Origin of the sequence: Mediterranea sp. An20 (assembly GCF_002160055.1) — a bacterium.
Taxonomy (GTDB): Bacteria; Bacteroidota; Bacteroidia; order Bacteroidales; family Bacteroidaceae; genus Bacteroides; species Bacteroides avicola.
The window spans coordinates 160,476-184,906 of record NZ_NFJV01000002.1 but is presented as its reverse complement, the minus strand read 5'-3'; the positions used below and the strand labels follow the sequence as shown (position 1 = coordinate 184,906).

The following is a 24,431-nucleotide window of genomic DNA, read 5'->3' as shown; positions in this document are numbered from 1 at the left end:
AAAACCGTGGCAAAAACTTCTCTTACACCATGCTGAAAACGACAAAAAAAGGAGAGTTGGCAGAAGAACGCAACCTTTGCAGCGACTCCAACCTCCAGGCATTTTCCCGCCTATATAGGTTGAGCCGATTGCCTGTACTTTCGGAGCGGACTGCACATACCTTGGCAATTCGCTCCTTATACCTTGGAAGCGGGCCTCTCATGCAAGGGCTTCCTCACTAATGATAAGTACATGTATTCCAGCAAGATGGCACAACCCTCTCCCGGAAAAACCGGAATGCACAGCCAGCCCTGCCAGCGACACGCCACCTGCCTGACAAACGCAGGAACACCCGCCAGGACTTACGCCCAAGTCTCCTATTTTCAGATGCCAAACGGCAGGGCATATAACTAAAAAAAGCAAAAAATCAAAGTCTTTTGCCTTTTTTCGTGTTTCATACAGGAAATCGCCGTATCTTTGCCGATAGTTTTAATCAGATTTTAATATAGAATGAACGAAGCGCAAAAACTTATTCAGCAAATAACAGAAGGTATTCAAGATAAAAAAGGGAAAAACATTGTCATCGCCGATCTGACGAAAATAGAAGACACCATCTGTAATTATTTCGTCATCTGCCAAGGGAATTCCCCCAGCCAAGTCACCGCAATCGTTGAGTCAGTGAAAGACTTTGCCCGCAAAGGAGCCAACGTGAAGCCCTTTGCCATCGATGGCCTGCGCAATGCAGAATGGGTGGCCATGGATTATGCAGACGTGCTGGTGCACGTGTTCCTGCCCGAAGCCCGGAATTTCTACAACCTGGAGACCTTGTGGGCAGATGCCAAGTTAACCCAAATTCCAGACCTTGATTAAGTGTAATGTAAACGTATGGACAACAAAAACCCCAACAACCCTACCCCCAAGCCCAATAAGCCGAACATGCCCAAGTTCAACCTGAACTGGATGTTCTCCATCATAGCCATCATGCTGCTGTTTCTCTTCTTTACCGGAGACAAAGGACTGAACACCAAGGAAATCTCCTACGACGAGTTCCAGCAGTACGTAGAGAGCGGCTACATCAGCAAGGTCATCGGCTACGATGACAATTCGGTGGAAGCCTACATCAAGCCCCAGCACGTAAAGGATATTTTCCAGCAAGACTCCAACCGTGTGGGCAAGACTCCCATGGTAATCACCGAGGCTCCCTCACGCGAAAGTCTGGGCGACTTCCTGCAGAAGGAAAAAGATGAAGCCAGATTCGACGGCTCCATCAGCTACGAGAAGAAGCAGAACTACATCGGACTTATCCTCTGGCAGGTGCTGCCCCTCGCCTTCATCATAGGTTTCTTCTTCTTCATGTCACGACGCTGGGCAAGCGGAAGCGGCATGGGAGGTGGAGGCATCTTCAATGTGGGCAAGTCGAAAGCCCAACTGTTTGAAAAAGGCTCGTCGGTCAAAGTAACCTTTAAGGATGTGGCAGGCCTGGCAGGCGCCAAACAGGAAGTGGAAGAAATCGTGGAGTTCCTGAAAGAGCCGCAGAAATATACCGACTTGGGCGGAAAGATTCCTAAAGGCGCTTTGCTGGTAGGCCCTCCGGGAACGGGTAAGACGCTGCTGGCAAAAGCTGTAGCAGGCGAAGCTAACGTGCCGTTCTTCTCGCTGGCCGGATCGGACTTCGTGGAAATGTTCGTAGGCGTGGGAGCCTCGCGTGTGCGCGACCTTTTCCGCCAGGCCAAAGAAAAAGCACCCTGCATCGTCTTTATTGATGAAATCGACGCCGTGGGACGTGCCCGCTCCAAAGCTGCCGCCATGGGTGGAAATGACGAGCGCGAGAACACGCTGAACCAACTGCTGACGGAGATGGACGGATTCGGTTCGAACAGCGGAGTCATCATTCTGGCTGCTACCAACCGTGTGGACGTGCTGGACAAGGCACTGCTGCGTGCCGGACGCTTCGACCGCCAGATACATGTAGACTTGCCCGACCTGAACGAGCGTAAGGAAATATTCGGCGTACATCTGCGCCCCATCAAGATAGACAATACAGTAGACATCGACCTGCTGGCACGACAGACGCCCGGCTTCTCGGGAGCCGACATCGCCAATGTCTGCAACGAAGCAGCCTTGATAGCAGCCCGCCACAGTAAGAAGTTCGTGGGCAAACAGGACTTCCTGGAAGCTATCGACCGCATCGTAGGCGGACTGGAGAAGAAAACCAAGATTACTACCGAAGAAGAGCGCCGGGGCATTGCCACACACGAAGCCGGACATGCCACCATCTCTTGGCTGCTGGAATATGCCAACCCGCTCATCAAGGTCACTATCGTACCGCGCGGACGTGCCCTCGGCGCCGCCTGGTATCTGCCCGAAGAACGCCAGCTGACTACCAAAGAGCAAATGCTCGACGAGATGTGTGCAACCTTGGGCGGACGTGCGGCCGAGGAACTCTTCTTGGGCAGAATCTCGACGGGTGCCATGAACGACCTGGAGCGCGTGACCCAGCAAGCCTATAGCATGATTGCCTATTTCGGCATGAGCGACAAATTGCCCAACCTCTGCTACTACAGCAACAACGAATATTCTTTCAACCGTCCGTACAGCGAAAAGACCGCCGAACTGATTGACGAGGAAGTAAAGAGAATGGTGAACGAACAGTATGAACGCGCCAAACAAATATTGTCTGAGCACAAAGAGGGACACCAGCAGCTGGCCCAACTGCTGATTGACAAGGAGGTCATTTTTGCAGAAGACGTGGAACACATCTTCGGTCCACGCCCCTGGACTTCGCGTTCGGAAGAAATCATGGCTGCCGTACAAACCTCGAAGGAGATGAAAGAACTGGCAGAGAAAGAAGCACAGAAAGCCTCGCAAACCGAGCAGGACGTGGAAAAGCAAAAGGTCAAAGCTCTGCCCGGCACAGACAACAAGCAGGAGGCTGATGCTTCTCACGCTGGCGACGACAACAGCCGGACTGCCGGAAACACGGTAGAAGAGAAAGAGAAATAACAACCATAACAGAGAAAGAAATGGCCATGAAGAGTAATTTCATACAACGCACCGTCACGGGTATTCTGTTTGTCGTTGTACTGGTGGGATGCATTCTGTTCTCCCCCATCGCGTTCGCCACGCTGTTCACTCTGATTTGCGTACTGGCCGTCCGCGAGTTCGGTCATCTGATAAACCAAAGCGGACAAGTGACTGTCAACAAAAACATCACAGCCCTGGCGGGCGCTTATCTGTTTCTGGCCATGGCAGCATTCTGCACGCAGGCAACCGATGCGAAAGTTTTCTTGCCTTACGTGCTCCTGTTGCTCTATGTGATGATAACGGAATTGTATCTGAAGAAGCCGAACCCGCTGGGCAACTGGGCTTTCTCCATGCTAAGCCAGTTGTATATTGCTCTCCCCTTTGCCTTGCTCAATGTATTGGCCTTCCACAACGATGCGGCAGTAAGCAGCGTAGCCTACAATCCTATACTCCCGCTCTCTGTCTTTGTTTTTATTTGGCTGAGCGATACGGGAGCCTATTGTGTAGGTTCGCTTATTGGCAAGCATCGTCTGTTTGAGCGCATCTCGCCTAAGAAATCGTGGGAAGGCAGCATCGGTGGCGGCATTTTCTCTATCGCTTCATCGCTGGTATTCGCCCATTTCTTTCCGTTTCTCTCAGTGGCTGCCTGGATGGGACTTGCCTTGACTGTGGTCGTGTTTGGCACGTGGGGTGACCTTACGGAATCACTGATGAAACGTCAGTTGGGTATCAAAGATTCTGGTAACATCCTGCCGGGACATGGAGGCATGCTGGACCGCTTCGACAGTGCGCTGATGGCTATACCCGCCGCTGTAGTTTATCTGTACGCACTGACCGCCCTCTGAACAAAGCGTGCTGTACGGCACTAAGAAACTCTCTCTATCAAGATATAAATAAAGCAGATGACACCACTCAACGTAAAGATGGTGTCATCTGCATCTCTGAAAGGTTATCTATCTTACTCTTGCAAGGAAGTTCCTTCTTCCTGCACCACATGGAAAGTCAGTTCCTGTTCACCGCTTCCCTCCAAGTTGACTTTTAACTTGATGCCTTCGGCAGACGGGTCGTAGTTCAACTCATTCAAGCTATAAGACACCATGCTATAAGTACCAGGAGTTTCCACATCAGCCTGCGTATTGCAGCGGAGTTCCAAATGATAAAATCCGTCTTCGCCTACGGCAGGGGTAACGGTCTGCTTCAGGTCGTCTTTCACATAAATCAGACGTACATCGGTAGTGAAAGGCAGACGTTGGAGGAAAAACACGTTCAGATAGCCATTGGTGATAGTAATGCCATCTTCTGCGACAGGCACAACATCATTGGCAATAGTATCGACCTCTACCGTAGTCACGGTTTCCACATACTTGGTCAGCACGTTCTGGATTTCCAGGATTTTCACTGCATGGTCAAAGCCTCCATAGTTATCCCACAGCGGATTGAACACGGTAACCACCCGTTGCCCGTCTATGGGTATGTACCAGCCCATATCGGTATTGACAGGCCAGCAGGTACCCCACACGTCACAATCCAGATAGAACCCGGTGCCGGACACAGCCCGTACGGTAGCCAACTGAGGTTCGGTGAAATCACCCATCGAATAACCATCGCCATCGTCACACGATTGGAAAGCGAGCGCTACAGCCAAGCACGCCATCATACATAAATAAGTTATCTTCTTCATAATCGTTGCATTTTTAAGACTGTTTACCAAGAAAACACACGAGCCGGTGATTTACTGCACCGGCTCGCAAAGGTTTAACATATTATTGCACAATCTGTATCAGAATGCAAGCTACGAGGAATGACCAGCCAGAAACTCCACCATAAGATGGGCGGCATGTGCCGATGCTCCCGGTTCTCCCAAGCGGAGGGCTACTTCATCGTATTCGTTTTGCTGTCTGTCGACATATTCCTGGTCGTACAACAAGCGTCGCAATTCACTTTCTATCCGTTTTACAGTCATCTTGTCGGCCACCAGTTCCGTTACCACTTCCCGGTTGGCTATCAGATTGACGAGCGACACAAACTTCACTTTCAGCAGCCATCGCTTCAGCAGACCGGTCAGTTTGGGTAGCGCGACATAATAACACACCACCTGCGGCACACGAAACAAAGCCGTCTCCAACGTTGCCGTGCCCGAGGTAACAAGAGCAGCCCGGGCATGAGAGAGCAAAGGATAAGTCTGCCCGAAAATCACCTTCACCGGTGCATTCCCTATATAATCCCGATAGAACTCTGGAGCTATCCCCGGAGCACCCGCCACCACCAGTTGCACGCCAGAGAAAGCAGAAGCAGCCTGAATCATATCCGGCAAGTTATCTTTGATTTCTTGCCGCCGGCTCCCTGCCAGCAGAGCCACAATAGGCAAGCTTCCCAATCCGTTGGCCGCAGTAAACTCCTCAAATGTTTCGGTATAAGAAGAGCGGAAAGCATACACCTCGTCTACCGTAGGATTACCGACATAGCAGATAGGATAACGGTGCTTGTTTTCGAAGAAATCTACCTCAAAAGGCAAGATAGAAAACAACTTGTCCACATCGCGGCGTATATTCTTGATGCGGTATTCTTTCCACGCCCAGATCTTAGGGGAAATGTAATAATAGACAGGAATACCGGTATGGGCATGCACATATTTGGCTATCTTCAGGTTGAAGCCCGGATAATCTACCAGTATCACCACGTCGGGATGCCACGCCGTGATGTCTTTTTTGCAGAACTCCAAGGCGGACAAAATAGTACGCAGATGTAGCAATACCGGGATAAAGCCCATATAAGCCAGTTCCCTATAATGCTTCACCTGAGTTCCTCCGACAGCCGCCATGAGATCGCCGCCAAAAAAGCGGAACTCCGCCTGCGGGTCTTCGCGTTTCAAGGCAGTCATGAGACGCGAGGCATGCAGGTCGGCAGAAGCTTCACCGACAATGAGGTAATACTTCATGACTTCAGAACCACGTTTTCAGTTCTTCCACCAAGCTGTAGGCTGTCATGTCTACCGTAGTGGGCGTAATGGCGATGTATCCATTGTCCAAAGCCCAGTGGTCGTTCTTCTCGTTTTCGGGGTCAGTATTCTCAAACTCACCCGTCAGCCAATAATACTGCGAGTCACCCCGGTGGGCAAAATGCTCCCACTCGTTGGTCCACTGTCCCAATGTCTGTTCGCACACTCTGACACCTTTCAGTTCCTTGGTATCAGGGATATTGATATTGAGGCAGGTCAAAGGAGGAAGCCCCTTGTCGAGCACCTTGCGCACGATGTCGCGGACATACTCGCCGGAAGGTTCGAAATCGGCATTGGGGTCGTGGCTGCAGATGGAAAAAGCGATAGAGGGAACCCCCTTCAGACAGCCTTCCAACACGACGCCCATCGTGCCCGAATAATGCACATTGACGGCCGAGTTGTCACCATGATTGATACCGCCCACCACTAAGTCGGGCTTACGGTCGAGCACGGCATGGAAAGCCAGCTTGACACAATCGGTCGGCGTACCGGAGCATTTATAGACAGTCAGCCCCACTTCTTTGCGGATGAGCTGATAATGAATAGGCTCTTTCACCGTGAGCGAGCACGAGGTGCCGGAACGGGAAGTGTCGGGAGCCATTACCACTATTTCGCCCAAGGGGCGGAGAAACTTAATCAGTTCGCTGATTCCCTTGGCTGTGATGCCGTCATCATTGGAAACCAGTATCAAAGGTCTTTGATTTTCCATCGTATTTTGTTTTATCAGTATTGGTGACGCAAAGATAAAGGTTTGAATCGGAAATAGGAAATATGAAAGCACGTTCTTTTACAAAAGGGGGAAGAGGAAAGATAGGAAAGGCCGTTAAACATGTAAAATATACATTACTTATTATACTTCTTACTTGTATTCGTGTAAAGTGTTGGCACTGAAGATAGCCCGGTTGTTCGGCAAACCGGTAGAAGAGACTTTCCAGTTGGAAGAAGGGGAATGAGCCACGCTCTCTCCCCTAAAACCATGCCTCCGCAAGACCAGGTTTCTGCCTGATGCCCGCGGAGGCATGATTATGTTTCAGCGTGCAATGGCCTCGTACACCTCACGCGCCACAGAGAGTGCATCGCCCTCAGCGTCGGAGGCATAGGCATTGTGTTGCAATGTCCACGGTTCTTCCAGGGCATAGAAGTCGATGGTACGGGGTTCGCCACCATCCAACTGGCGGGTCAGTTCGTCGAAATAAGTTTTCCAGCGCATATAGTAGAAATCGCGCAAAAGTCCGTTCCACTCCTTATGGGCATAGTCGCGCAACCCGCCGTCATCGGCTGTGACACGGTTGCCCCACGTAGTAATCTGCACACGGGCATTCCATTCGTACCGGTCTTTCTCGTCCGGCGTGTGCCCCAGTTTACGGGCGCTCTCTATCCATCTGCCCACTCTAAACTCTGTCCGTGTGGCCAACAGCTTGTCTTGCAGAAGAATCAAGTCGAGGAAACGGCGAGAAGCAGCAGCAAACAGTTCGCGGTCGCCTGCCTTGAAAGCGCTGACCACCACGGGATAGACCAAACGCCCCTTTTCAGCCACTGCCTGACGCACCACGTCCACCAGGTCATATTCAAAATGGTTGTTACCGCGGAAATCCTCAGCATGCTCCAGCAAGATACCTGCCGCATGGATGACGTCTGCCGGGTTGTAATAATCCGACATCTCCGACCACGACGATACCTGGTAGGCATGAAGCGAAGGACGGGCACAGAAGACCGACTCGTGCGTACCCTGCTGGGTAGACTGGTCCGGGCAAGCGTAGATGGTGTTGCTCAACAGCGTCCAAGCCTCGAGCACACGGGCATCGGCTTTGCCGTAGCGTGCCTTGAGATAACCCGCCAACCACTCGTCTTTGCCAAAAGGTTCGGCACGCCAAGGCAGTTCGCTCACCAGTTCATACATTACTGGATTGTTCTCGATACCCTCCATTGTCAGGCCTACCCCCCGAAGGGTGGAACCGAACGGACTGGCCTTGGCTTTGTAGAACTCGTCAATAACGTGTTTCATCTTGCCGTGCAGGCCCACGTTTCCACCATAATTCAGCAGCATGCAGTAGAGCCAGTCATGCCCGTCGAAGCCGTTCTTCCGATACCACGAAGACTCCGGGTCGCCCCATTGCGGACGGCTTTCCGAATACAGGTCGAGCACCATCATATCGCCTTTGAGCACACTCTGTATCATCTGTGGACGCGGATTGGCTCCCCACGCCTGCACCACCCACGCCGCACGCGGATTGGCTTTCTTCATGGCCTGCCAGATGGCCTGTCCGGCGGCATCCAAATCGACACCGTCCACCCGTCCACCTTCGTGGAAAGGGTCCATGCTGTAAAAATCGGCCTTGCCGAAAAGCCGGGTCAGCTCTTTGTAGTATAAAGCAGCTATTTCCTGAAAATGAGGGTCAGTGGGCTGCAAAAACGCCGGACGGTTAAAGCCGTTCCACTTACCGGGGTCGGTGATGGCCCACCCCAGTTTCTGCCCGGCATCGTGCGGCAACATGCCCGAATAGCCGGGCAACACGGGACGCATCCCGTAGTCGCGCATCCGTTTCAGGATTTTCTTCTGCAACGCCACCCGGTCCTCATACCACCGGTCGCTATTGGGTCCGCCCCAGCCTTCGAGGTTGTTCATCAGCCACCAGGCCTGAAAAGCCGGACCGGCCACAAAGGCATTCGCCTCGTCGCGGCTATATCCTAATCGGAGCAATACGTTTCGCCACACGGCATCCGTTCCCACCAGGGCCAACGGGACGTTGATACCGTGCAGGGCCATCCAGTCGATTTCCTGTTCCCAACGCTCCCAGTCCCAGAAGGCCATGCTGTAGGAGAAGGTGCAATAGTTGAGGTAGTAACGGTCTTTCAGGTTCGTCTCATGCCGTTCCCTATGTGCAACGGGCGGAAGCACATCGGGCAAAGCAGCCTTCATGCCATTCCACGACAGATGGATGCCTGCATAATACTTCAGGTACCAGTGGATGCCCGTAGCCAGACTGACGTAGCTGTTGCCGCGCACCACAACCTTATCGCCCGCCTGGTCCAACTCGAAGAAGTCGGTATCCGAGCGTTGCATCTCAATCTTAAACTTGTCCGACGCTCCCGGAGCAATGCGTTCCAGCAATCCGGTTATCGGCGATGCCTTTGCCAATCCCACAGTCAGACAGAAGGCACAAAACAGAAGAAATTTTCTCATACACTTGATATATTTACAGGTAAATAAGTAGTTTCATTTCAACAGGAAGCATAGCTGCGAAGCTCCGGCAAGTCCTTCCCTATCTCACAGATAATCAACCATCTGCTTCTTATCTATAACAAGCCGGATTCCAAGCGCCCGGCAGTCTGCTTCTCAGCGCCCGGCAATCTTGCCCAAATAGCTATCCATGCCAAACGCCCGACCCAGATAACCGGCCGGTAACTGACGGCTGTCGCCCGAAGTCCTTGCAGATTCCACTTTTTCCACTATCTTTGCGACAGCTAACCATTTTCAGAATTATGGATATTTTTCTTATCATCGCAGGTGCCCTCTGCCTGCTGACAGGTCTGGCCGGCTGCATCCTTCCCATGCTGCCCGGTCCGCCGCTGGCATACGCCGGACTGTTGCTGCTCCACTTTACAGAAAAAGTACAGTTCAGCCTTACCCAACTGCTGGTATGGTTGGGCATTGTCATCGTCATCCAGGTGCTCGATTATTTCGTCCCCCTCTTGGGAGCCAAATACAGCGGCAGCAGCAAATGGGGCACACGGGGTTGCCTGATCGGCACCCTCATCGGACTGTTCTTTCTGCCCTGGGGCATCATCCTAGGTCCCTTTCTCGGCGCTTTCATAGGCGAGCTGTTGGGGGGACGGGAAACGCGCGAAGCCCTGAAGTCCGGCTTGGGTTCTGTATTGGGATTCTTGCTGGGCACGGTGGTGAAGTGCATCGTATGCGGCTACTTCATCTGGCAGTTTGCAGCAGCCCTGCTGCAATAACCTACTCACGCTCTATCAGCACCGTGGCATAGGCCGAAATGCCTTCTTCGCGCCCGGTAAATCCCAGTTTCTCCGTGGTGGTGGCCTTGATGGACACGTCGTCTTCATCAATGCCCATCACGGCAGCCAGGGTCTGCTTCATCAGAGGGATATGCGGATTCAGCTTCGGACGCTCGGCGCAGACGGTGGCATCGACATTGCCCACCGCATAGCCCTTGGCAGCAATCAGCTGCACGGTTTTCTTCAGCAGAATCTTACTGTCAATGTGTTCAAACTCACCGGCGGTATCAGGAAAGTGATAGCCAATGTCGCGCATATTGGCGGCTCCTAACAGAGCATCACAAATGGCATGGATAAGGACATCGGCGTCCGAATGTCCCAACAGTCCCAGGGGATGCTCCAAACGTATGCCTCCCAGCCACAATTCACGACCTTCCACCAGCCGGTGGACGTCGTAACCGAAACCTACACGTATCTTCATGGTTCTTATCGTATATAAAAATCCAACACTTCTTCTTCGCCCAAATATCCCTGCAAATGCTGTCCCACCGCCACCGGGCCTACTCCGGCGGGAGTTCCGGTAAAGAGCAGGTCGCCCATCTTCAGCGTCATGAAACGGCTGACATAGGACAGAATATCGTCCACCCGGAACAACATGTCGGCCGTACATCCCCGCTGAACCTCACGTCCATCAATATCCAGACGAAAATCCAACTGCTGCACATTGCCGCCCAACTGTTCCAAAGGAATGAATCGGCCGATAGCTGCGGAGTTGTCGAAACCTTTGGATAACTCCCACGGCAGACCGCCGGCACGGAAACGGTTCTGAAGGTCCCGTGCGGTAAAGTCAATGCCTACCGTCACAGCATCGTAATAACGGCTAGCAAAACGCGGGGCAATATGTTTGCCCAACCGGCAAATGCGTACCACTACCTCCGTTTCATACTGCACGTCGTCTGAAAAGTCCGGCAAGAAAAAAGGTTTCCCGTCTCTTAACAAAGCCGAATCGGGTTTCATAAAAATGACCGGTTCCGTACTGTGCGTCACATGCCCTAACTCCTGATTATGCAGGGCGTAATTCATTCCTACGGCTATGATTTTCATATCTCATTCATCGGTTTTACTGAATTTATCTATAAGGATGGGGACAAAGATACGTTTTTTCTATGGAGAACAGACCGCAGGCCGGAAGCTTAACATAAATTTCCTGTACAAATTTCTGCCAACTGCCGCGGACAGATAAAAGAAAAGACGTACTTTTGCAACCAATAACGTCCGGCGGGAAAAGTCCGGAACATGAAATGAGAAAACAAACTCAAGCACCATCTGTCATGGCAAAAAGCAATAAGAACAACGACTGGAAAGACCGCCTGAACGTGGTCTACTCCACCAACCCCGATTTCTGCTACGAAACAGAGAACGAAGAAGAAACAGTCACCCTGCCTCCCGCCCAACAGCGCCTGCGCGTACGCCTGGACCGGAAGAACCGGGGCGGCAAAACTGTAACACTCGTCACCGGATTCACCGGTACGGATGAAGACCTGAAGGAACTGGGCAAAATGCTGAAAAACAAATGTGGCACAGGCGGTTCTGCCAAGGATGGCGAAATCATCATTCAGGGAGAGCTTAAAGAGAAAGTAGCCGAACTGCTGCTGAAAGCTGGATATACACAAACCAAGACCGCCGGATGATATGATAAAAAAGCTCTTCTGCCACAGCCTGCTGTGCCTGCTAACAGCCTTACTGCCAGCCATCGCACAAGCACAGATACAAGACGAAGTATTCCAACGCCCCTACTTGTTGTCGGCCGGAGACAGGCAATGCCTCAGACTGAACATAGATAACCTGAATTTCTTTCAGAACAACGAATTCAAAGGCAATGTAGACAAGGGATATACCTTGCCGGGACTTTGGCTGCAACCACGGGTGTCTTACCAGCCCCTCGCCAACCTTAGACTGGAAGCCGGTGTACACCTGCTCTACTACAGCGGAGCCAAACACTACCCTTCGGGCGGATACCAAGGACTGCCCTACTGGCAGGACGCCAATGAGAGTAACGGGAAAGGACTCCACGCCCGACCTTTCTTCCGGGCACAACTCAGCGGATTCGACAACAAACTGAACCTGGTATTGGGCAACCTCTACGGAGGTGCCAACCACCGGCTGATCGAACCTCTGTACAACCCGGAACTGAATCTCAGTGCCGACCCGGAAAGCGGACTCCAGGTGCTGTTCAACCTGCCCTGTTTTGATTTGGATGCCTGGATAGACTGGCAGAACTTTATTTTCCGACAAGACAACCAGCAGGAACAGTTCACGCTGGCACTCTCTTCGCGCATCAAGTTCAAGGACAGTGGCTGGTACATCCCCGTCCAACTGGTTGCCCAGCATTGGGGAGGAGAAATACAACAAGGGCAATACCACGGCATATCCAGCCTGCTGAATGCTGCCACAGGTATCGGCTATAACCGGACATTGAACCGCCCCATACTGAAACGCTTCTGGGCAAACGCCCACATCCTCTGCTACAAACAGTTGTCCGGCTCTCACATGCCCTTCGAAAACGGCTATGGACTTCATGCCACGGCGGGCGCCAGTCTGAAAGGATTCTGTCTGCAAGGCGGCTACCTCTATGCCAATAAGTTCATCACCCTGCTTGGCTCACCTTATTTCGGTACCATCAGTGCAGATACGGAAAATACGCTATATCCTCAATCACAAATGGTCTATGAGAAGGCAGAATACACGCACAGTTTCGGCAACGTGTGTTCCGTAGGCATCAACGTAACCCTTTACCACCGACTTTCAGGCCAAGGCACCGATGCATCCGGACAAACATTCACAACCCGGACCTCTACCAGCGTACTGGCAGGAATCTACCTGCGCACCAGTTTCTCTGTACTGCTGGCACGCCTCAGCGGGAAACAACAATAAAAAAGGGTTGTGCCGGTCAGGAAAAGTCACGTAGCTTCAGATAAAACTAAGGTTTAGCGCGCTAAACCTTCATGTTAGCGCGCCAAACCTTTATGTGAGGAATGCTTATTGTGAGGAATCTCAAGATTACCCAATTTTCCCTTTTCACTTATGGTAAGCGTTTCCTCATCATTAAGTTCGCCACAGCCCCTATACCTACCGAAGCAAGAATGTCACCAGCACCCCCTTATGATCTGAAGGCCACACACCCAGCGGGGTCAGAAAGACATCGGAAGTGTGTTCTTCTACCCGCTCACCACGCACAATGGAACGGGAAGGTCCTACAACCTTGGCCGATAAAGGCTGTATGGCAACTCCAGCGTAATAAATAAAGTCAATACGGTCACGCTCGTCGGCTTCCGGAGCCCAAGCTAACTTGTCTACCGGCACACGGTTGTTGTCTGAAGGAAAAGTAAAGCCCGGATGGGTTACAGGATTCGGATAAATCACCCGATAGGCATCCTTATATCCGGCGTTCTGCAACAGGCTGGAACAGTCCCAGTTGACTACTACGCCACGATGGTCCCACAAATGACGCGTGTCTTCCTGCCAGTCCAAATGGGAGGGTTCATTGAAGTCACCGCCCAGAAGCACTACAGCAAAGCGCTCACGGTCTTCTTTCGCCTTCTGCACAAAAAGCCGGATAAGTTCCTCCCGATAAGCAAGACTGTTGGCCTGCAACACCGAATCGGCATCTGTCACCGGAGCATCCATCTTTTTCCACGTAGCCCCATCATAACCGCGGGGCAAGTAGCAGGCGTAATTCTTATAATCTAAATGGGCGGAATAGACAGCTACCTTGCGGTTGCCTACCTGCAACAAAGCCCGCAACAACGAACCGCTGCCTTCTCCCTTATCCGTGGCACGCACATCTTCCTGCTCCAAAATCGGATACCTGGAAAGAATGCCCACGTCCAACGGACTGTATTCACCATAATAGACCACACCTTTCTGCCGCAACGCCTCTATCAGACGGGGCACAAAAGGCACTCCCTCGTAGTTGCGCACCTCGCTAAGAAAGGCTACATCTGCCTCCGCATGTATAATCTCGTCCACAATGGCCTGAAAACCGCCCTCTACCTGCGTACCTTCATGCCAGATATTCAACTGCAACACTTTCAGAGTATCTGTTTCAGCCCTCACTACAACAGTCCAACCAGACAGCAGGACTGCCAGCAAGATAATCGCTATTTTCTTTTGTTTCCACCACATAAGTAAATGTGCAAAATTAAATGAAACAAAACATATTTGATATAAGCTAAATCGAAGAATCTGTTTAATTTTTCCGCTTTTAAGATTTATATTCAGCTTCCTTTGAGCCTCTTTCCGGTCTCTTTTCCCGGCATACTTCGCCACGTAACCCGCTACGCTCCTCAGTACACCCCCAAAATATCCCCGAAACAGCACTCAAAATAAAGCTGAGCAAAATTTAAACAGACTCTAATTGATTACTTATACATTTTCTAAGAAAGGAACACAGAACCTTTCAGCGCTTACAGGCCTTTCGCCCGACACAGTCATCTTCTTCCTTCAAAAAGAAAAAGGGCACACCGAGATTCCGATGTACCCTCACCTTTCTATATTCTCAGATAGACAGACTGTCTGCGCTGTTTACTCAGCACGCAGTGTGTAACGCTTGAAATCGAGCACAGTCAGTTCCTTATCTTGCGCCTTCAGATAGTCGGCAATCGTCATCTTGGCATCCTGGATGTATTCCTGGTTCAACAGGCAGTTCTCCTTGTAGAATTTAGCCATACGTCCCTTGGCGATGTTCTCAATCATCTGGGCAGGCAGGTTGGCAGCCTTCTCGGCAGCAACCTTCTCTTTCAGGTCGCGAATCTCCTGAGCCTGTGCTTCAGTGATGTTGCCTTTCATAATGCCTTCATTCAGATGCTCTTCGTTTTCAGCGATGTAGAGGTTGAAACCGGCTTTCTTCAGAGCAGCCTCCACAGCCTTCTGAATCTGCTCGGCCTTCGTCTTTTCAACTGCCACCTGGAGTTCATTGTTCTTCACATCCTCGGGCACACCGGCTTCGTTCACAGCAATCGGGTTCATGGCAGCTACCTGCATGGCAACCTCATGACCAATCTTATCGTCAACAGCCTTGTTCAGCAGTACCATTGTGCAAAGGAAGTTCTTGTTCTGGTGATTATATACAGAGATAGCGGGACCTTCTACAGTCTGGTAGCCGTCCAGTTCCATCTTTTCGCCCGTGATGCCGCTACGGTCGGTTACAGCTTCAGCCACCGTCATATCGCCCAGTTTGAGCGCCTTCACTTCGTCCAGCGTCTTACACTTGTTGGCCACGGCAGCATCCAGAATATCCTGAGCAAGTTTTACGAAATCAGCGTTCTGAGCCACAAAGTCAGTTTCGCACTTCAAGGCAATCATTGCGCCGAAACCATCTACAGCCTTCGCCAGCACACAACCTTCGGAAGCTTCACGGTCCGAACGCTTAGCAGCCACGGCCTGTCCCTTCTCACGGATAATTTTAATTGCTTGGTCGAAATCGCCTTCTGCTTGAGTCAGGGCGTTCTTACAGTCCATCATACCAGCACCCGTCATTTTGCGGAGCTTGGTTATATCAGCCATTGTTACAGCCATATTCGTCTTCTTTTAAAAGGGTTATTAAAAAAATAAAAGTAGTTAGCAGCATGTAAGACGAGTAGTAAGTAGAGATTACGGCGACATGAGTCCCCCTCCTACCAGGCTACTGACTACTGACTACTAACTACTTTCAGTTATATTTAAGCTTCTTCGTCTTCTTTGATGAAAGCAGCAGCTTTTTGAGCATTGATTGCGTCCTCATCCGACTTGTCTAAGCGGGCCTTAGAAACACGCTTGCGGCCTTTGTTGGCAGCGACAGCCTCACCGGCAGCTTCCATATCCACTTTTTCTGCCTTACGTTCTTCCAGACCTTCCTGCATAGCAGCGCAGCAAGCATCAAGAATCACCTCAACAGATTTCGTGGCATCATCGTTGGCGGGAATCACAAAATCTACATTCGACGGATCAGAGTTTGTATCCACAATACCGAATACGGGAATACCCAAACGATTAGCCTCGCGAACAGCAATGTTCTCCTTCATCACGTCCACTACAAACAGCGCAGACGGCAGACGAGTCAGGTCAGCAATAGAACCGAGGTTCTTGTCCAACTTGGCACGCTGACGGGAAATCTGCAGGATTTCACGCTTAGAGAGGTTAGAATATGTACCATCGTTCATCAGTTTGTCGATGGTTGCCATTTTCTTCACAGCCTTGCGGATTGTGGGGAAGTTGGTCAACATACCGCCCGGCCAGCGCTCGATTACATAAGGCATATTTACAGAGGCAGCCTTGTCAGCCACCACTTGCTTGGCTTGTTTCTTAGTAGCAACAAACAGGACTTTCTTTCCTGATTTAGCGATTTGCTTCAAAGCTTCAGCAGCTTCGTCAATTTTGGCAACCGTCTTATTGAGGTCGATGATATGTATACCGTTGCGCTCCATGAAGATGTAAGGAGCCATTGCAGGATTCCATTTTCTCTTCAAGTGACCGAAGTGGCAACCTGCTTCCAACAGAGTATCAAAATTTGTTCTTGACATAGTCTTTTGTTTCTTTTAATTCGTTTACTTTCTTTTTTGTTTTTCTTCTAAACCAACTGCCGGGTAGCCTTTCCGCTGGGGAAAAGAGTCCCAGTAGTTTAGATACTAAACGCTGTTCAGTTGACGCAGTTATCAGTTGACTTGTCAACAAGGAGAATCTTGTTAACTTGCTAACCTGTCCACGTGTTAACTTAAGTAACTGATTAACGTTTACTGAACTGGAATCTGCGACGTGCTTTGGGACGACCCGGTTTCTTACGTTCAACAGCACGCGGGTCACGCGTCATGAATCCTTCGGCACGCAAAGCGGGCTTGTCCTCCGGATTGATTTTTACCAATGCGCGGGCAATAGCCAAACGCAAAGCCTGTGACTGTCCGGTAAAGCCTCCCCCGCAGAGGTTGACTTTAATGTCATATTTCTCGGCAACGCCCAATTTGTTCAGCGGCTGCTTCACTACATACTGGAGGATGCTGGAGGGAAAGTATTCTGTCAAGTCTCTCTTGTTTATCGTAATCTTGCCGGTACCTTCGCTGACATAAACACGCGCAATGGCGCTTTTACGTCTACCTAATGCATTTACTACTTCCATTATCTATCAATTAAGTGCGTTAATATCAATCATTTTAGGATTTTGAGCCTGATGTTTGTGCTCACTGCCGGCATACACATACATATTACCCAGCAATTTAGCACCCAACTTATTCTTCGGCAGCATACCTTTCACTACTTTTCTCAGCAGTTTGTCTTCGCCGTTGGGTTTTGCCATCAAGCGGGCAGGAGTCATTTCACGCTGACCACCGGGATAACCCGTATAAGACAGGTAGACTTTGTCCGTCCACTTATTTCCAGTCATTTTCACTTTGTCGGCATTGATAATGATAACGTTATCGCCGCAATCTACGTGAGGAGTAAAGTTCGGTTTGTACTTTCCTCTCAACAGTTTCGCAACTTTAGCAGCCAGACGACCCAATACCTGGTCCGTGGCATCTACGATGACCCATTCTTTCGTCACCGTAGCCTTGTTGGCAGAAATGGTCTTGTAACTTAAAGTATCCACTCTTGAAATGTTTTTTTAAATTGTTACTACTAAAAAATATCACCGCAAGCAACGGGGTTGGACAATTCCCGTTAACTTACTATGAATTAATCGCTTATACTTATATGATAATAATCGGCTTGCAAAGGTACTGATTTTCTTACAAACAACAAACGTTTTACGTTTTTTTTTGAGCAGCACAGCCTGTTGCACACCAAGCTGATACACAAGGAGAAAAAGGTTTGTTATCCTACGAAGCCGACAGACAAACAAAACAAAAGAGAGAATGCCACAAATCCTGCCCACCCAAGAAAGACAGACAGCATCTGTGACATCCACACTCAACGGAGCTGTTTCAAGCCCCGGTTTTAGAAATCGGCATTGCGCGGTGTGCGCGGGAAAGGAATCACATCGCGTATGTTGGCCATGCCAGTCACGAACAACAGCAAGCGCTCAAAACCCAGACCAAATCCGGCATGCGGACAAGTGCCATACTTGCGTGTATCCAGATACCACCACATATCTTTCATAGGAATATGCAATTCCTGGATGCGTGCCATCAACTTGTCGTAACTTTCCTCACGGACACTGCCGCCAATGATTTCGCCAATCTGCGGGAACAGCACATCGGTACCCTGCACGGTCTTGCCGTCTTCGTTTTGCTTCATATAGAAAGCCTTGATTTCCTTCGGATAGTCTATCATGATGACCGGCTTGCGGAAATGTTCTTCCACCAGATAACGCTCATGCTCACTGGCAAGGTCGCAACCCCAGTAAACGGGGAATTCAAACTTACGGCCATTAGCCACGGCTTCCTCCAGAATCTTGATGCCTTCGGTATAGGGCAAGCGCACGAATTCCGTATCCACCACGCCCTGCAAGCGTTCAATCAGCCCCTTGTCTACCATCTTATTGAGGAATTGCAGGTCGTCCTGGCAGTTATCCAAAGCCCAGCGCACACAATACTTAATGAATTCCTCTTCCAAATCCATCAACTCGTGCAAGTCGGCAAAAGCGACTTCCGGCTCGACCATCCAGAATTCTGCCAAGTGGCGCGGTGTATTGGAATTCTCGGCGCGGAATGTCGGTCCAAAGGTATAGATGGCCCCCAAAGCCGTGGCAGCCAATTCGCCTTCCAGCTGGCCCGACACAGTCAGGCTGGCCTGCTTGCCAAAGAAGTCATCGTCATAGATTATGGAACCGTTTTCGTCTTTCTTCAAGTCATAAAGGTTCATCGTTGTCACCTGAAACATCTGTCCAGCGCCTTCACAGTCCGAGGCCGTGATGATGGGCGTATGGAAATAGAAGAACCCTTTCTCGTGGAAGAACTTATGGATAGCAATAGCCATATTGTGGCGGATGCGGAATACGGCTCCAAACGTATTGGTGCGGGGGCGCAGGTGAGCCACTTCACGCAGAAATTCCATGGAATGTCCTTTCTTCTGCAACGGATAAGTATTGTCGCAGGCACCCAACAGTTCAATCTCGCGGGCCTGAACCTCCACCTTCTGTCCGGATCCGACCGATTCGGTCAGCACACCGTTCACGCTCAGACAAGCGCCCGTAGTGATGTCTTTCAGCAAGGCTTCGTCAAAATTTGCCACATCCACCACAATCTGCACATTATTGATGGTAGAGCCGTCGTTCAAGGCAATAAAGCCAACTTGCTTGCTACCGCGACGGGTACGTACCCAGCCCTTTACATTGACCATCGTCCCAAAGTCATCGCGCTTCAGGAGATCGCCTATTTTTGTTCTGTTTATCTTTTCCATTGTTGTCTATACATATTTATATATGTCATTCAAACGACCCCATGCGCAGGAAGTTCACCTCCTGTTCTGTGAGGAAACGCCATTCGCCCCGGCGCAAGCCTTTCTTGGTCAGTCCGGCAAAATACACGCGGTCCAGCTTCACCACCTTATAGCCCAGCGATTCGAAAATGCGTCGCACGATGCGGTTCTTGCCCGAGTGGATTTCGATGCCGACATCATTCTTCTTGGCCTCATCCGTATAGCTGATGGCATCGGCGCGGATTTCGCCATCGTCCAATTCAATGCCGGCGGCAATCTTCTCCATATCACCTTTCGTCAGGTTCTTATCCAGACGCACGTGATAAATCTTCTTCTTCAGATACTTGGGATGTGTCAGCTTGGATGCCAAGTCGCCATCGTTGGTCAGGAGCAATACACCGGTAGTATTGCGGTCCAGGCGTCCCACAGGATAGATACGTTCCGGGCAAGCTCCCTTCACCAAGTCCATCACCGTGCGGCGGGCCTGCGGGTCATCCGAGGTAGTCACCGTGTCCTTCGGTTTGTTGAGCAAGATATAAATCTTACGCTCGATGCTGACGAGTTGGTCGTGGAATTTCACCTCGTCTCCCCGTTTGATTTTCGTGCCCAACTCCGTGATTACCTGTCCATTCACCGATACCACGCCTGCCGTGATGAACTCATCGGCTTCACGGCGCGAGCATACACCGGCATTGGCCAGGAATTTGTTCAGACGAATGGGTTCGTTGGGGTCAACAAACTGCTCCTTATACTCTATCTGTTTCTTCTTATTATATTTGGCATTGGGGTCGTAACCGGCAGGACGGCGGCGGGGCGCATTCCCATAAGACGGCCGGCCACCATTGTTCGCATTGAAACGCGGACGCCCCTGGTTGTTGCCGTAAGAACGCTGCGGATGCTCGCCATAGCTGTCATTATTATAACTGTTATAACGCGGACGCAAAGAGCGGTCTGCATTACCATACGCCGGCCGATCGCTGTTATACGAACGCTGCGGGCGGTCGCCACCATTATCGGCATTCGGATTAAAACGCGGACGGTAAGAGCGCTGTTCATTGCCGTAAGGACGCTGTTGCGGACGATACGGACGTTGCGGACGCTCATTCCCGTTTTCGCTATTGGGATTGAAGCGCGGACGGTAAGGGCGATCGCTGTTGAAGGAACGGTCGCTGTTGTAAGAGCGGTCATTGTTGTAAGAACGCTCGTTGTTGTAAGAACGGTCATTGGTATAAACCCGCTGCGGGCGGTCGCCACCATTATCGGCATTCGGATTAAAACGCGGACGATAAGAACGGTCACTGCTGTAAGCTCTCTGCGGGCGTCCGCCATTTTCATTGATAAAACGCGGACGGTACGGACGCGAGCCGCCGTCCCGGTTGTAAGATGCACGCGCAGAACCATTTTCGTTATTCGACTGATTTTCCTCACGTTCGGCGCCCGAGTTCTCTGCTGCAGAAGAAGCATCGCGCCAAGTTTCGTTGTCTGTAGTCATTGTCTTATTCAGATAAAATTAAACCATCGGCCTCACGGCCCTGTAGAATTGTAATTTGAAAAATTAAAGCTTAAGTTTATTTCTGTCATCCCGAGCCTTATGCCCCTGTCACGTCACTTCCTGAAAAGTCCCAGTCCGTCCCGTTCGAAGAGCAGAGGGGGATTCCGGGAAACAGTTCCCGACAGCCCCCTTTTCCGCTCCAGGCTGATATGTCTATCTTCAAAATCATGTTAAGATTCAAATTCCCGTATAATTGTGCGGTGTGATGGCGCGCAATTCGTTTTTCACCTCCTCGCTCACCTGCAGGCCTCCGATAAAATCTCTGATGGAAGCCTCCGTGATATGTTGGTTGGTGCGCGTCAACGCCTTCAGCGCCTCGTAGGGATGCGGGTACCCCTCCCGTCTCAGAATAGTCTGGACAGCTTCGGCCACCACGCTCCAGCAATTATCCAAATCGCTGTAGATAGCCTGTTCATTCAGCAACAGCTTGCGCAGTCCCTTCAGCGAGCTCTGGATGGCAATCATGATGTGCCCCAAAGGCACGCCCACGTTACGCAGCACCGTCGAGTCGGTCAGGTCTCGCTGCAGGCGCGACACGGGAAGCTTTGCAGACAGATGTTCCAGCAAGGCATTGGCCACTCCCAGATTGCCCTCGGCGTTTTCAAAGTCGATGGGATTCACCTTATGCGGCATGGCACTCGACCCCACCTCGCCGGCCTTGATTTTCTGCTTGAAGTATTCCATCGAGATATACTGCCAGAAGTCGCGGTTCATGTCTATCATAATGGTATTGATACGCTTCAGAGCATCGAACACGGCTGCCAGGTTGTCATAATTGGAAATCTGGGTGGTATACTCCTCGCGCTCCAGGCCCAGTTTTTCAGCCACAAACTTGTTGCCGAATGCCTTCCAGTCATACGCCGGATAAGCCACGTGATGTGCGTTGTAGTTGCCCGTGGCGCCTCCAAACTTAGCGGTAACGGGGCAAGCCTTCAGCGTAGCGAGCTGGCGTTTCAGGCGGTAAGAGAACACATAGATTTCCTTGCCCAGACGGGTAGGCGAAGCGGGCTGTCCGTGGGTCTTGGCCAGCATCGGAATATCGGCCCACTCGGTAGCATAGGTATCCAACTGGGCTATCAGTTCTTCCAACTGCGGGTAGTACACTTCCTCCAAGGCTTCCTTGAGAGAAAGGGGCACTGAAGTGTTGTTTATGTCCTGCGATGTCAGACCGAAATGGATAAACTCCTTGTAAGGTTCCATTCCTCCTATCTTGTCAAACTGTTCTTTCAGGAAATACTCTACGGCTTTCACGTCATGGTTAGTGACACCCTCTATCTCTTTGATGCGGGCTGCATCGGCTTCCGAGAAGTTGCGGTATATGTTTCTCAGGGTTTCAAACACACCCCGGTCCACTGTCGTCAGTTGGGGCAGGGGCAATTCACACAGCGCGATGAAATATTCCACCTCCACGCGCACCCGGTATCTCATCAGGGCAAATTCAGAAAAATAGGCGGCCAAGACATCCGTCTTCCCCCTATATCGACCGTCAATCGGAGAAATTGCGGTTAATACATCCAATTCCATACGTCGTATTTATGATGATAATTATCAAGGCGCAAAAATACGTTTTTTTTCCGACCTACAGAAGAAGTTTGCTTTTAAAAATTATGAACGAAATGATTCTATTTCTAAAAACCGGCAGAAACCCGTCTGCCTCTTCAATCACCATCTTCCTGTTAAACAACACATTACCGCAAACAGCAGCCGCATTCCGCTGCCAAGCACTTAGAAAGCCGTTGCCAAGACTTTGGAACGCCGCTGCCAAGCGCGTAGGAATCTGTTGCAGAAAGCAACGGCTGCGACCGGCCGGAATGCAGCAGGCCTGTTCTGCCTCCGAAACAGAGAAATAAAAAGGTCAGGCTGACCGGGACAGCCCGTGTCCGGGTCTTCGTGCCGGCTACCGGCAGCAGTGTTTCAGGAAAAATCTGAGAGCAGCGAAGCTTTTTATCGGATTTTGTATGGATAAGTTTCAAAAAAGCCGTATATTTGCACGCAATAAATTCCTAAAGTACATATTCTATGTCATTTATTGCAGATAAAGTAGTTATGGACGGGCTCACATACGACGACGTACTGCTGATACCCGCTTATTCCGAAGTCCTTCCCAAGACTGTCGACCTGACAACCAAGTTCTCACGCAACATTGAGTTGAAAATTCCTTTCGTAACGGCTGCCATGGATACCGTCACTGAAGCCAAAATGGCCATCGCCATTGCCCGCGAAGGCGGCATCGGCGTTATCCACAAAAACATGTCCATTGAGGAGCAGGCCCGCCAGGTGGCCATCGTGAAACGTGCCGAAAACGGTATGATTTACGACCCCGTCACCATCAAGCGGGGGTCTACGGTGTCCGACGCTCTGGCACTGATGGCGGAATATAAGATTGGCGGCATTCCCGTGGTGGATGACGAACGCCACCTGGTGGGCATCGTAACCAACCGTGATCTGCGTTTCGAGCGCGACCTGAACAAGCACATCGACGAGGTGATGACCAAGGACAATATCGTTACGACCAACCAGACAACCGACCTGGAGGCTGCCGCACACATTCTGCAGGAGCATAAGATAGAAAAGCTGCCCGTGGTCGACAAAGACAACCGACTGGTAGGCCTTATTACTTATAAAGACATCACGAAAGCCAAAGACAAGCCCATGGCCTGCAAAGACAGCAAGGGCCGTCTGCGCGTAGCTGCCGGCGTAGGTGTCACCAACGACACGCTGGAGCGTATGCGGGCCTTGGTGGAGGCCGGTGCCGACGCCATCGTGATTGATACCGCCCACGGACATTCCAAGTTCGTCATCGAAAAGCTGAAAGAAGCCAAGCAGGCCTTCCCACAGGTGGATATCGTAGTGGGCAACGTGGCTACCGGCGCAGCTGCCCTGGCACTGGTAGAAGCCGGAGCGGATGCCGTAAAGGTAGGTATCGGTCCGGGCTCCATCTGCACCACACGTGTCATTGCCGGTGTGGGCGTGCCCCAGCTGACAGCCGTGTATGACGTGGCCAAAGCGCTGGAAGGCACGGGTGTACCCCTGATTGCCGACGGCGGATTGCGCTATTCGGGCGATGTGGTAAAGGCACTGGCCGCAGGCGGATACAGCGTGATGATTGGTTCGCTGGTGGCTGGCACCGAAGAATCGCCGGGCGATACCATCATCTTCAACGGACGTAAGTTCAAGTCTTACCGTGGCATGGGTTCGCTGGAAGCGATGGAGAACGGCTCAAAGGACCGCTACTTCCAGAGCGGCACCACCGATGTAAAGAAGTTGGTTCCCGAAGGCATCACGGCACGCGTGCCCTACAAAGGCACCCTCTACGAGGTTATCTTCCAACTGGTGGGTGGTTTGCGCTCGGGCATGGGATATTGCGGAGCTGCCAATATCGAGAAACTGCACGATGCCAAATTCACACGTATCACCAATGCCGGTGTGCGCGAAAGCCATCCGCACGATGTGGCTATCACCAGCGAGGCTCCCAACTACAGCCGCCCGGAATAAGACATGATTTTTCCTGAATAACCACGGCCGTGCCGG

The 24,431-nt window shown here is 51.1% G+C and carries 22 protein-coding genes; 8 read left to right on the top strand and 14 right to left on the bottom strand.

From position 1 onward, the window contains the following. The first annotated feature begins 489 nt into the window (after positions 1-489). From rsfS to B5F34_RS02160, 3 genes are read left to right on the top strand one after another with little or no spacing between them, the layout of a single operon-like run. The gene (rsfS, locus tag B5F34_RS02170; protein WP_087334592.1) at positions 490-849 is read left to right on the top strand and encodes a ribosome silencing factor; all 360 of its coding nucleotides are present in this window, start codon (positions 490-492) and stop codon (positions 847-849) included. A 15-nt stretch (positions 850-864) separates the two neighbouring features. Further along, entirely contained in the window at positions 865-2,982 is a 2,118-nt protein-coding gene (ftsH, locus tag B5F34_RS02165; RefSeq protein WP_087334590.1) for an ATP-dependent zinc metalloprotease FtsH, read from the top strand. A gap of 26 nt (positions 2,983-3,008) precedes the next feature. Continuing rightward, entirely contained in the window at positions 3,009-3,848 is an 840-nt protein-coding gene (locus B5F34_RS02160; RefSeq protein WP_087334688.1) for a phosphatidate cytidylyltransferase, read from the top strand. Positions 3,849-3,961: 113 nt separating this feature from the next. Here B5F34_RS02160 and B5F34_RS02155 read toward each other — a convergent pair whose 3' ends face one another. The 4 genes from B5F34_RS02155 to B5F34_RS02140 form a co-directional block, all read right to left on the bottom strand. After that, on the bottom strand, positions 3,962-4,684 hold the full coding sequence (locus tag B5F34_RS02155; RefSeq protein WP_087334587.1) for a NigD-like N-terminal domain-containing protein: 723 nt from the start codon (positions 4,682-4,684) through the stop codon (positions 3,962-3,964). A 111-nt stretch (positions 4,685-4,795) separates the two neighbouring features. Further along, positions 4,796-5,941: a lipid-A-disaccharide synthase gene (gene lpxB, locus B5F34_RS02150; protein ID WP_087334585.1), complete on the bottom strand. Its 1,146-nt coding sequence runs from the start codon at positions 5,939-5,941 to the stop codon at positions 4,796-4,798. A gap of 4 nt (positions 5,942-5,945) precedes the next feature. Continuing rightward, positions 5,946-6,710 carry a 5'/3'-nucleotidase SurE gene (gene surE, locus B5F34_RS02145; RefSeq protein WP_087334582.1) on the bottom strand — a complete coding sequence of 255 codons (765 nt, stop codon included), beginning with the start codon at positions 6,708-6,710 and terminating at the stop codon, positions 5,946-5,948. 321 nt (positions 6,711-7,031) lie between these two features. Then, entirely contained in the window at positions 7,032-9,185 is a 2,154-nt protein-coding gene (locus B5F34_RS02140) for an alpha-N-acetylglucosaminidase (RefSeq protein ID WP_087334580.1), read from the bottom strand. A gap of 299 nt (positions 9,186-9,484) precedes the next feature. Here B5F34_RS02140 and B5F34_RS02135 point away from each other — a divergent pair, with 299 nt between their 5' ends. Next, positions 9,485-9,961 (top strand): DUF456 domain-containing protein, encoded by a 477-nt coding sequence (locus B5F34_RS02135; RefSeq protein ID WP_087334578.1) that lies wholly within the window; start codon positions 9,485-9,487, stop codon positions 9,959-9,961. A gap of 1 nt (position 9,962) precedes the next feature. Here the strand turns inward: B5F34_RS02135 and ispF are convergent, their stop codons facing one another. Further along, positions 9,963-10,442 carry a 2-C-methyl-D-erythritol 2,4-cyclodiphosphate synthase gene (ispF, locus tag B5F34_RS02130; RefSeq protein WP_087334576.1) on the bottom strand — a complete coding sequence of 160 codons (480 nt, stop codon included), beginning with the start codon at positions 10,440-10,442 and terminating at the stop codon, positions 9,963-9,965. 5 nt (positions 10,443-10,447) lie between these two features. Continuing rightward, a complete protein-coding gene (locus B5F34_RS02125) occupies positions 10,448-11,065 on the bottom strand; it encodes a fumarylacetoacetate hydrolase family protein (RefSeq protein WP_087334572.1) in 618 nt (205 codons plus the stop codon). Between the two features lie 227 nt (positions 11,066-11,292). Between B5F34_RS02125 and B5F34_RS02120 the strand changes: the two genes are divergently transcribed. Next, complete coding sequence (locus B5F34_RS02120) at positions 11,293-11,652, top strand: translation initiation factor (protein WP_087334570.1); 360 nt, start codon at positions 11,293-11,295, stop codon at positions 11,650-11,652. 1 nt (position 11,653) lies between these two features. Next, positions 11,654-12,895, top strand: coding sequence for a hypothetical protein (locus tag B5F34_RS02115; RefSeq protein ID WP_087334568.1), 1,242 nt, complete (start codon positions 11,654-11,656; stop codon positions 12,893-12,895). Positions 12,896-13,090: 195 nt separating this feature from the next. On the opposite strand, the gene B5F34_RS02110 is transcribed toward B5F34_RS02115, so the two are convergent. The 8 genes from B5F34_RS02110 to purB form a co-directional block, all read right to left on the bottom strand. After that, positions 13,091-14,146 (bottom strand): endonuclease/exonuclease/phosphatase family protein, encoded by a 1,056-nt coding sequence (locus B5F34_RS02110; protein ID WP_140392935.1) that lies wholly within the window; start codon positions 14,144-14,146, stop codon positions 13,091-13,093. A gap of 399 nt (positions 14,147-14,545) precedes the next feature. Beyond that, on the bottom strand, positions 14,546-15,538 hold the full coding sequence (tsf, locus tag B5F34_RS02105; RefSeq protein WP_087334565.1) for a translation elongation factor Ts: 993 nt from the start codon (positions 15,536-15,538) through the stop codon (positions 14,546-14,548). A 143-nt stretch (positions 15,539-15,681) separates the two neighbouring features. Further along, positions 15,682-16,521: a 30S ribosomal protein S2 gene (gene rpsB / locus B5F34_RS02100; RefSeq protein WP_087334563.1), complete on the bottom strand. Its 840-nt coding sequence runs from the start codon at positions 16,519-16,521 to the stop codon at positions 15,682-15,684. A gap of 203 nt (positions 16,522-16,724) precedes the next feature. Continuing rightward, positions 16,725-17,111 (bottom strand): 30S ribosomal protein S9, encoded by a 387-nt coding sequence (gene rpsI / locus B5F34_RS02095; RefSeq protein WP_087334561.1) that lies wholly within the window; start codon positions 17,109-17,111, stop codon positions 16,725-16,727. 6 nt (positions 17,112-17,117) lie between these two features. Continuing rightward, on the bottom strand, positions 17,118-17,579 hold the full coding sequence (gene rplM, locus B5F34_RS02090) for a 50S ribosomal protein L13 (RefSeq protein ID WP_087334559.1): 462 nt from the start codon (positions 17,577-17,579) through the stop codon (positions 17,118-17,120). 347 nt (positions 17,580-17,926) lie between these two features. Further along, the gene (gene asnS, locus B5F34_RS02080; RefSeq protein ID WP_087334555.1) at positions 17,927-19,330 is read right to left on the bottom strand and encodes an asparagine--tRNA ligase; all 1,404 of its coding nucleotides are present in this window, start codon (positions 19,328-19,330) and stop codon (positions 17,927-17,929) included. A 25-nt stretch (positions 19,331-19,355) separates the two neighbouring features. Further along, positions 19,356-20,840 carry a pseudouridine synthase gene (locus B5F34_RS02075; RefSeq protein WP_087334553.1) on the bottom strand — a complete coding sequence of 495 codons (1,485 nt, stop codon included), beginning with the start codon at positions 20,838-20,840 and terminating at the stop codon, positions 19,356-19,358. 237 nt (positions 20,841-21,077) lie between these two features. Beyond that, complete coding sequence (purB, locus tag B5F34_RS02070; RefSeq protein ID WP_087334551.1) at positions 21,078-22,424, bottom strand: adenylosuccinate lyase; 1,347 nt, start codon at positions 22,422-22,424, stop codon at positions 21,078-21,080. Between the two features lie 11 nt (positions 22,425-22,435). Here purB and B5F34_RS17255 point away from each other — a divergent pair, with 11 nt between their 5' ends. After that, the gene (locus B5F34_RS17255) at positions 22,436-22,750 is read left to right on the top strand and encodes a hypothetical protein (protein ID WP_140392933.1); all 315 of its coding nucleotides are present in this window, start codon (positions 22,436-22,438) and stop codon (positions 22,748-22,750) included. A 169-nt stretch (positions 22,751-22,919) separates the two neighbouring features. Then, the gene (gene guaB / locus B5F34_RS02060; protein WP_087334547.1) at positions 22,920-24,395 is read left to right on the top strand and encodes an IMP dehydrogenase; all 1,476 of its coding nucleotides are present in this window, start codon (positions 22,920-22,922) and stop codon (positions 24,393-24,395) included. Positions 24,396-24,431: the final 36 nt, after the last annotated feature.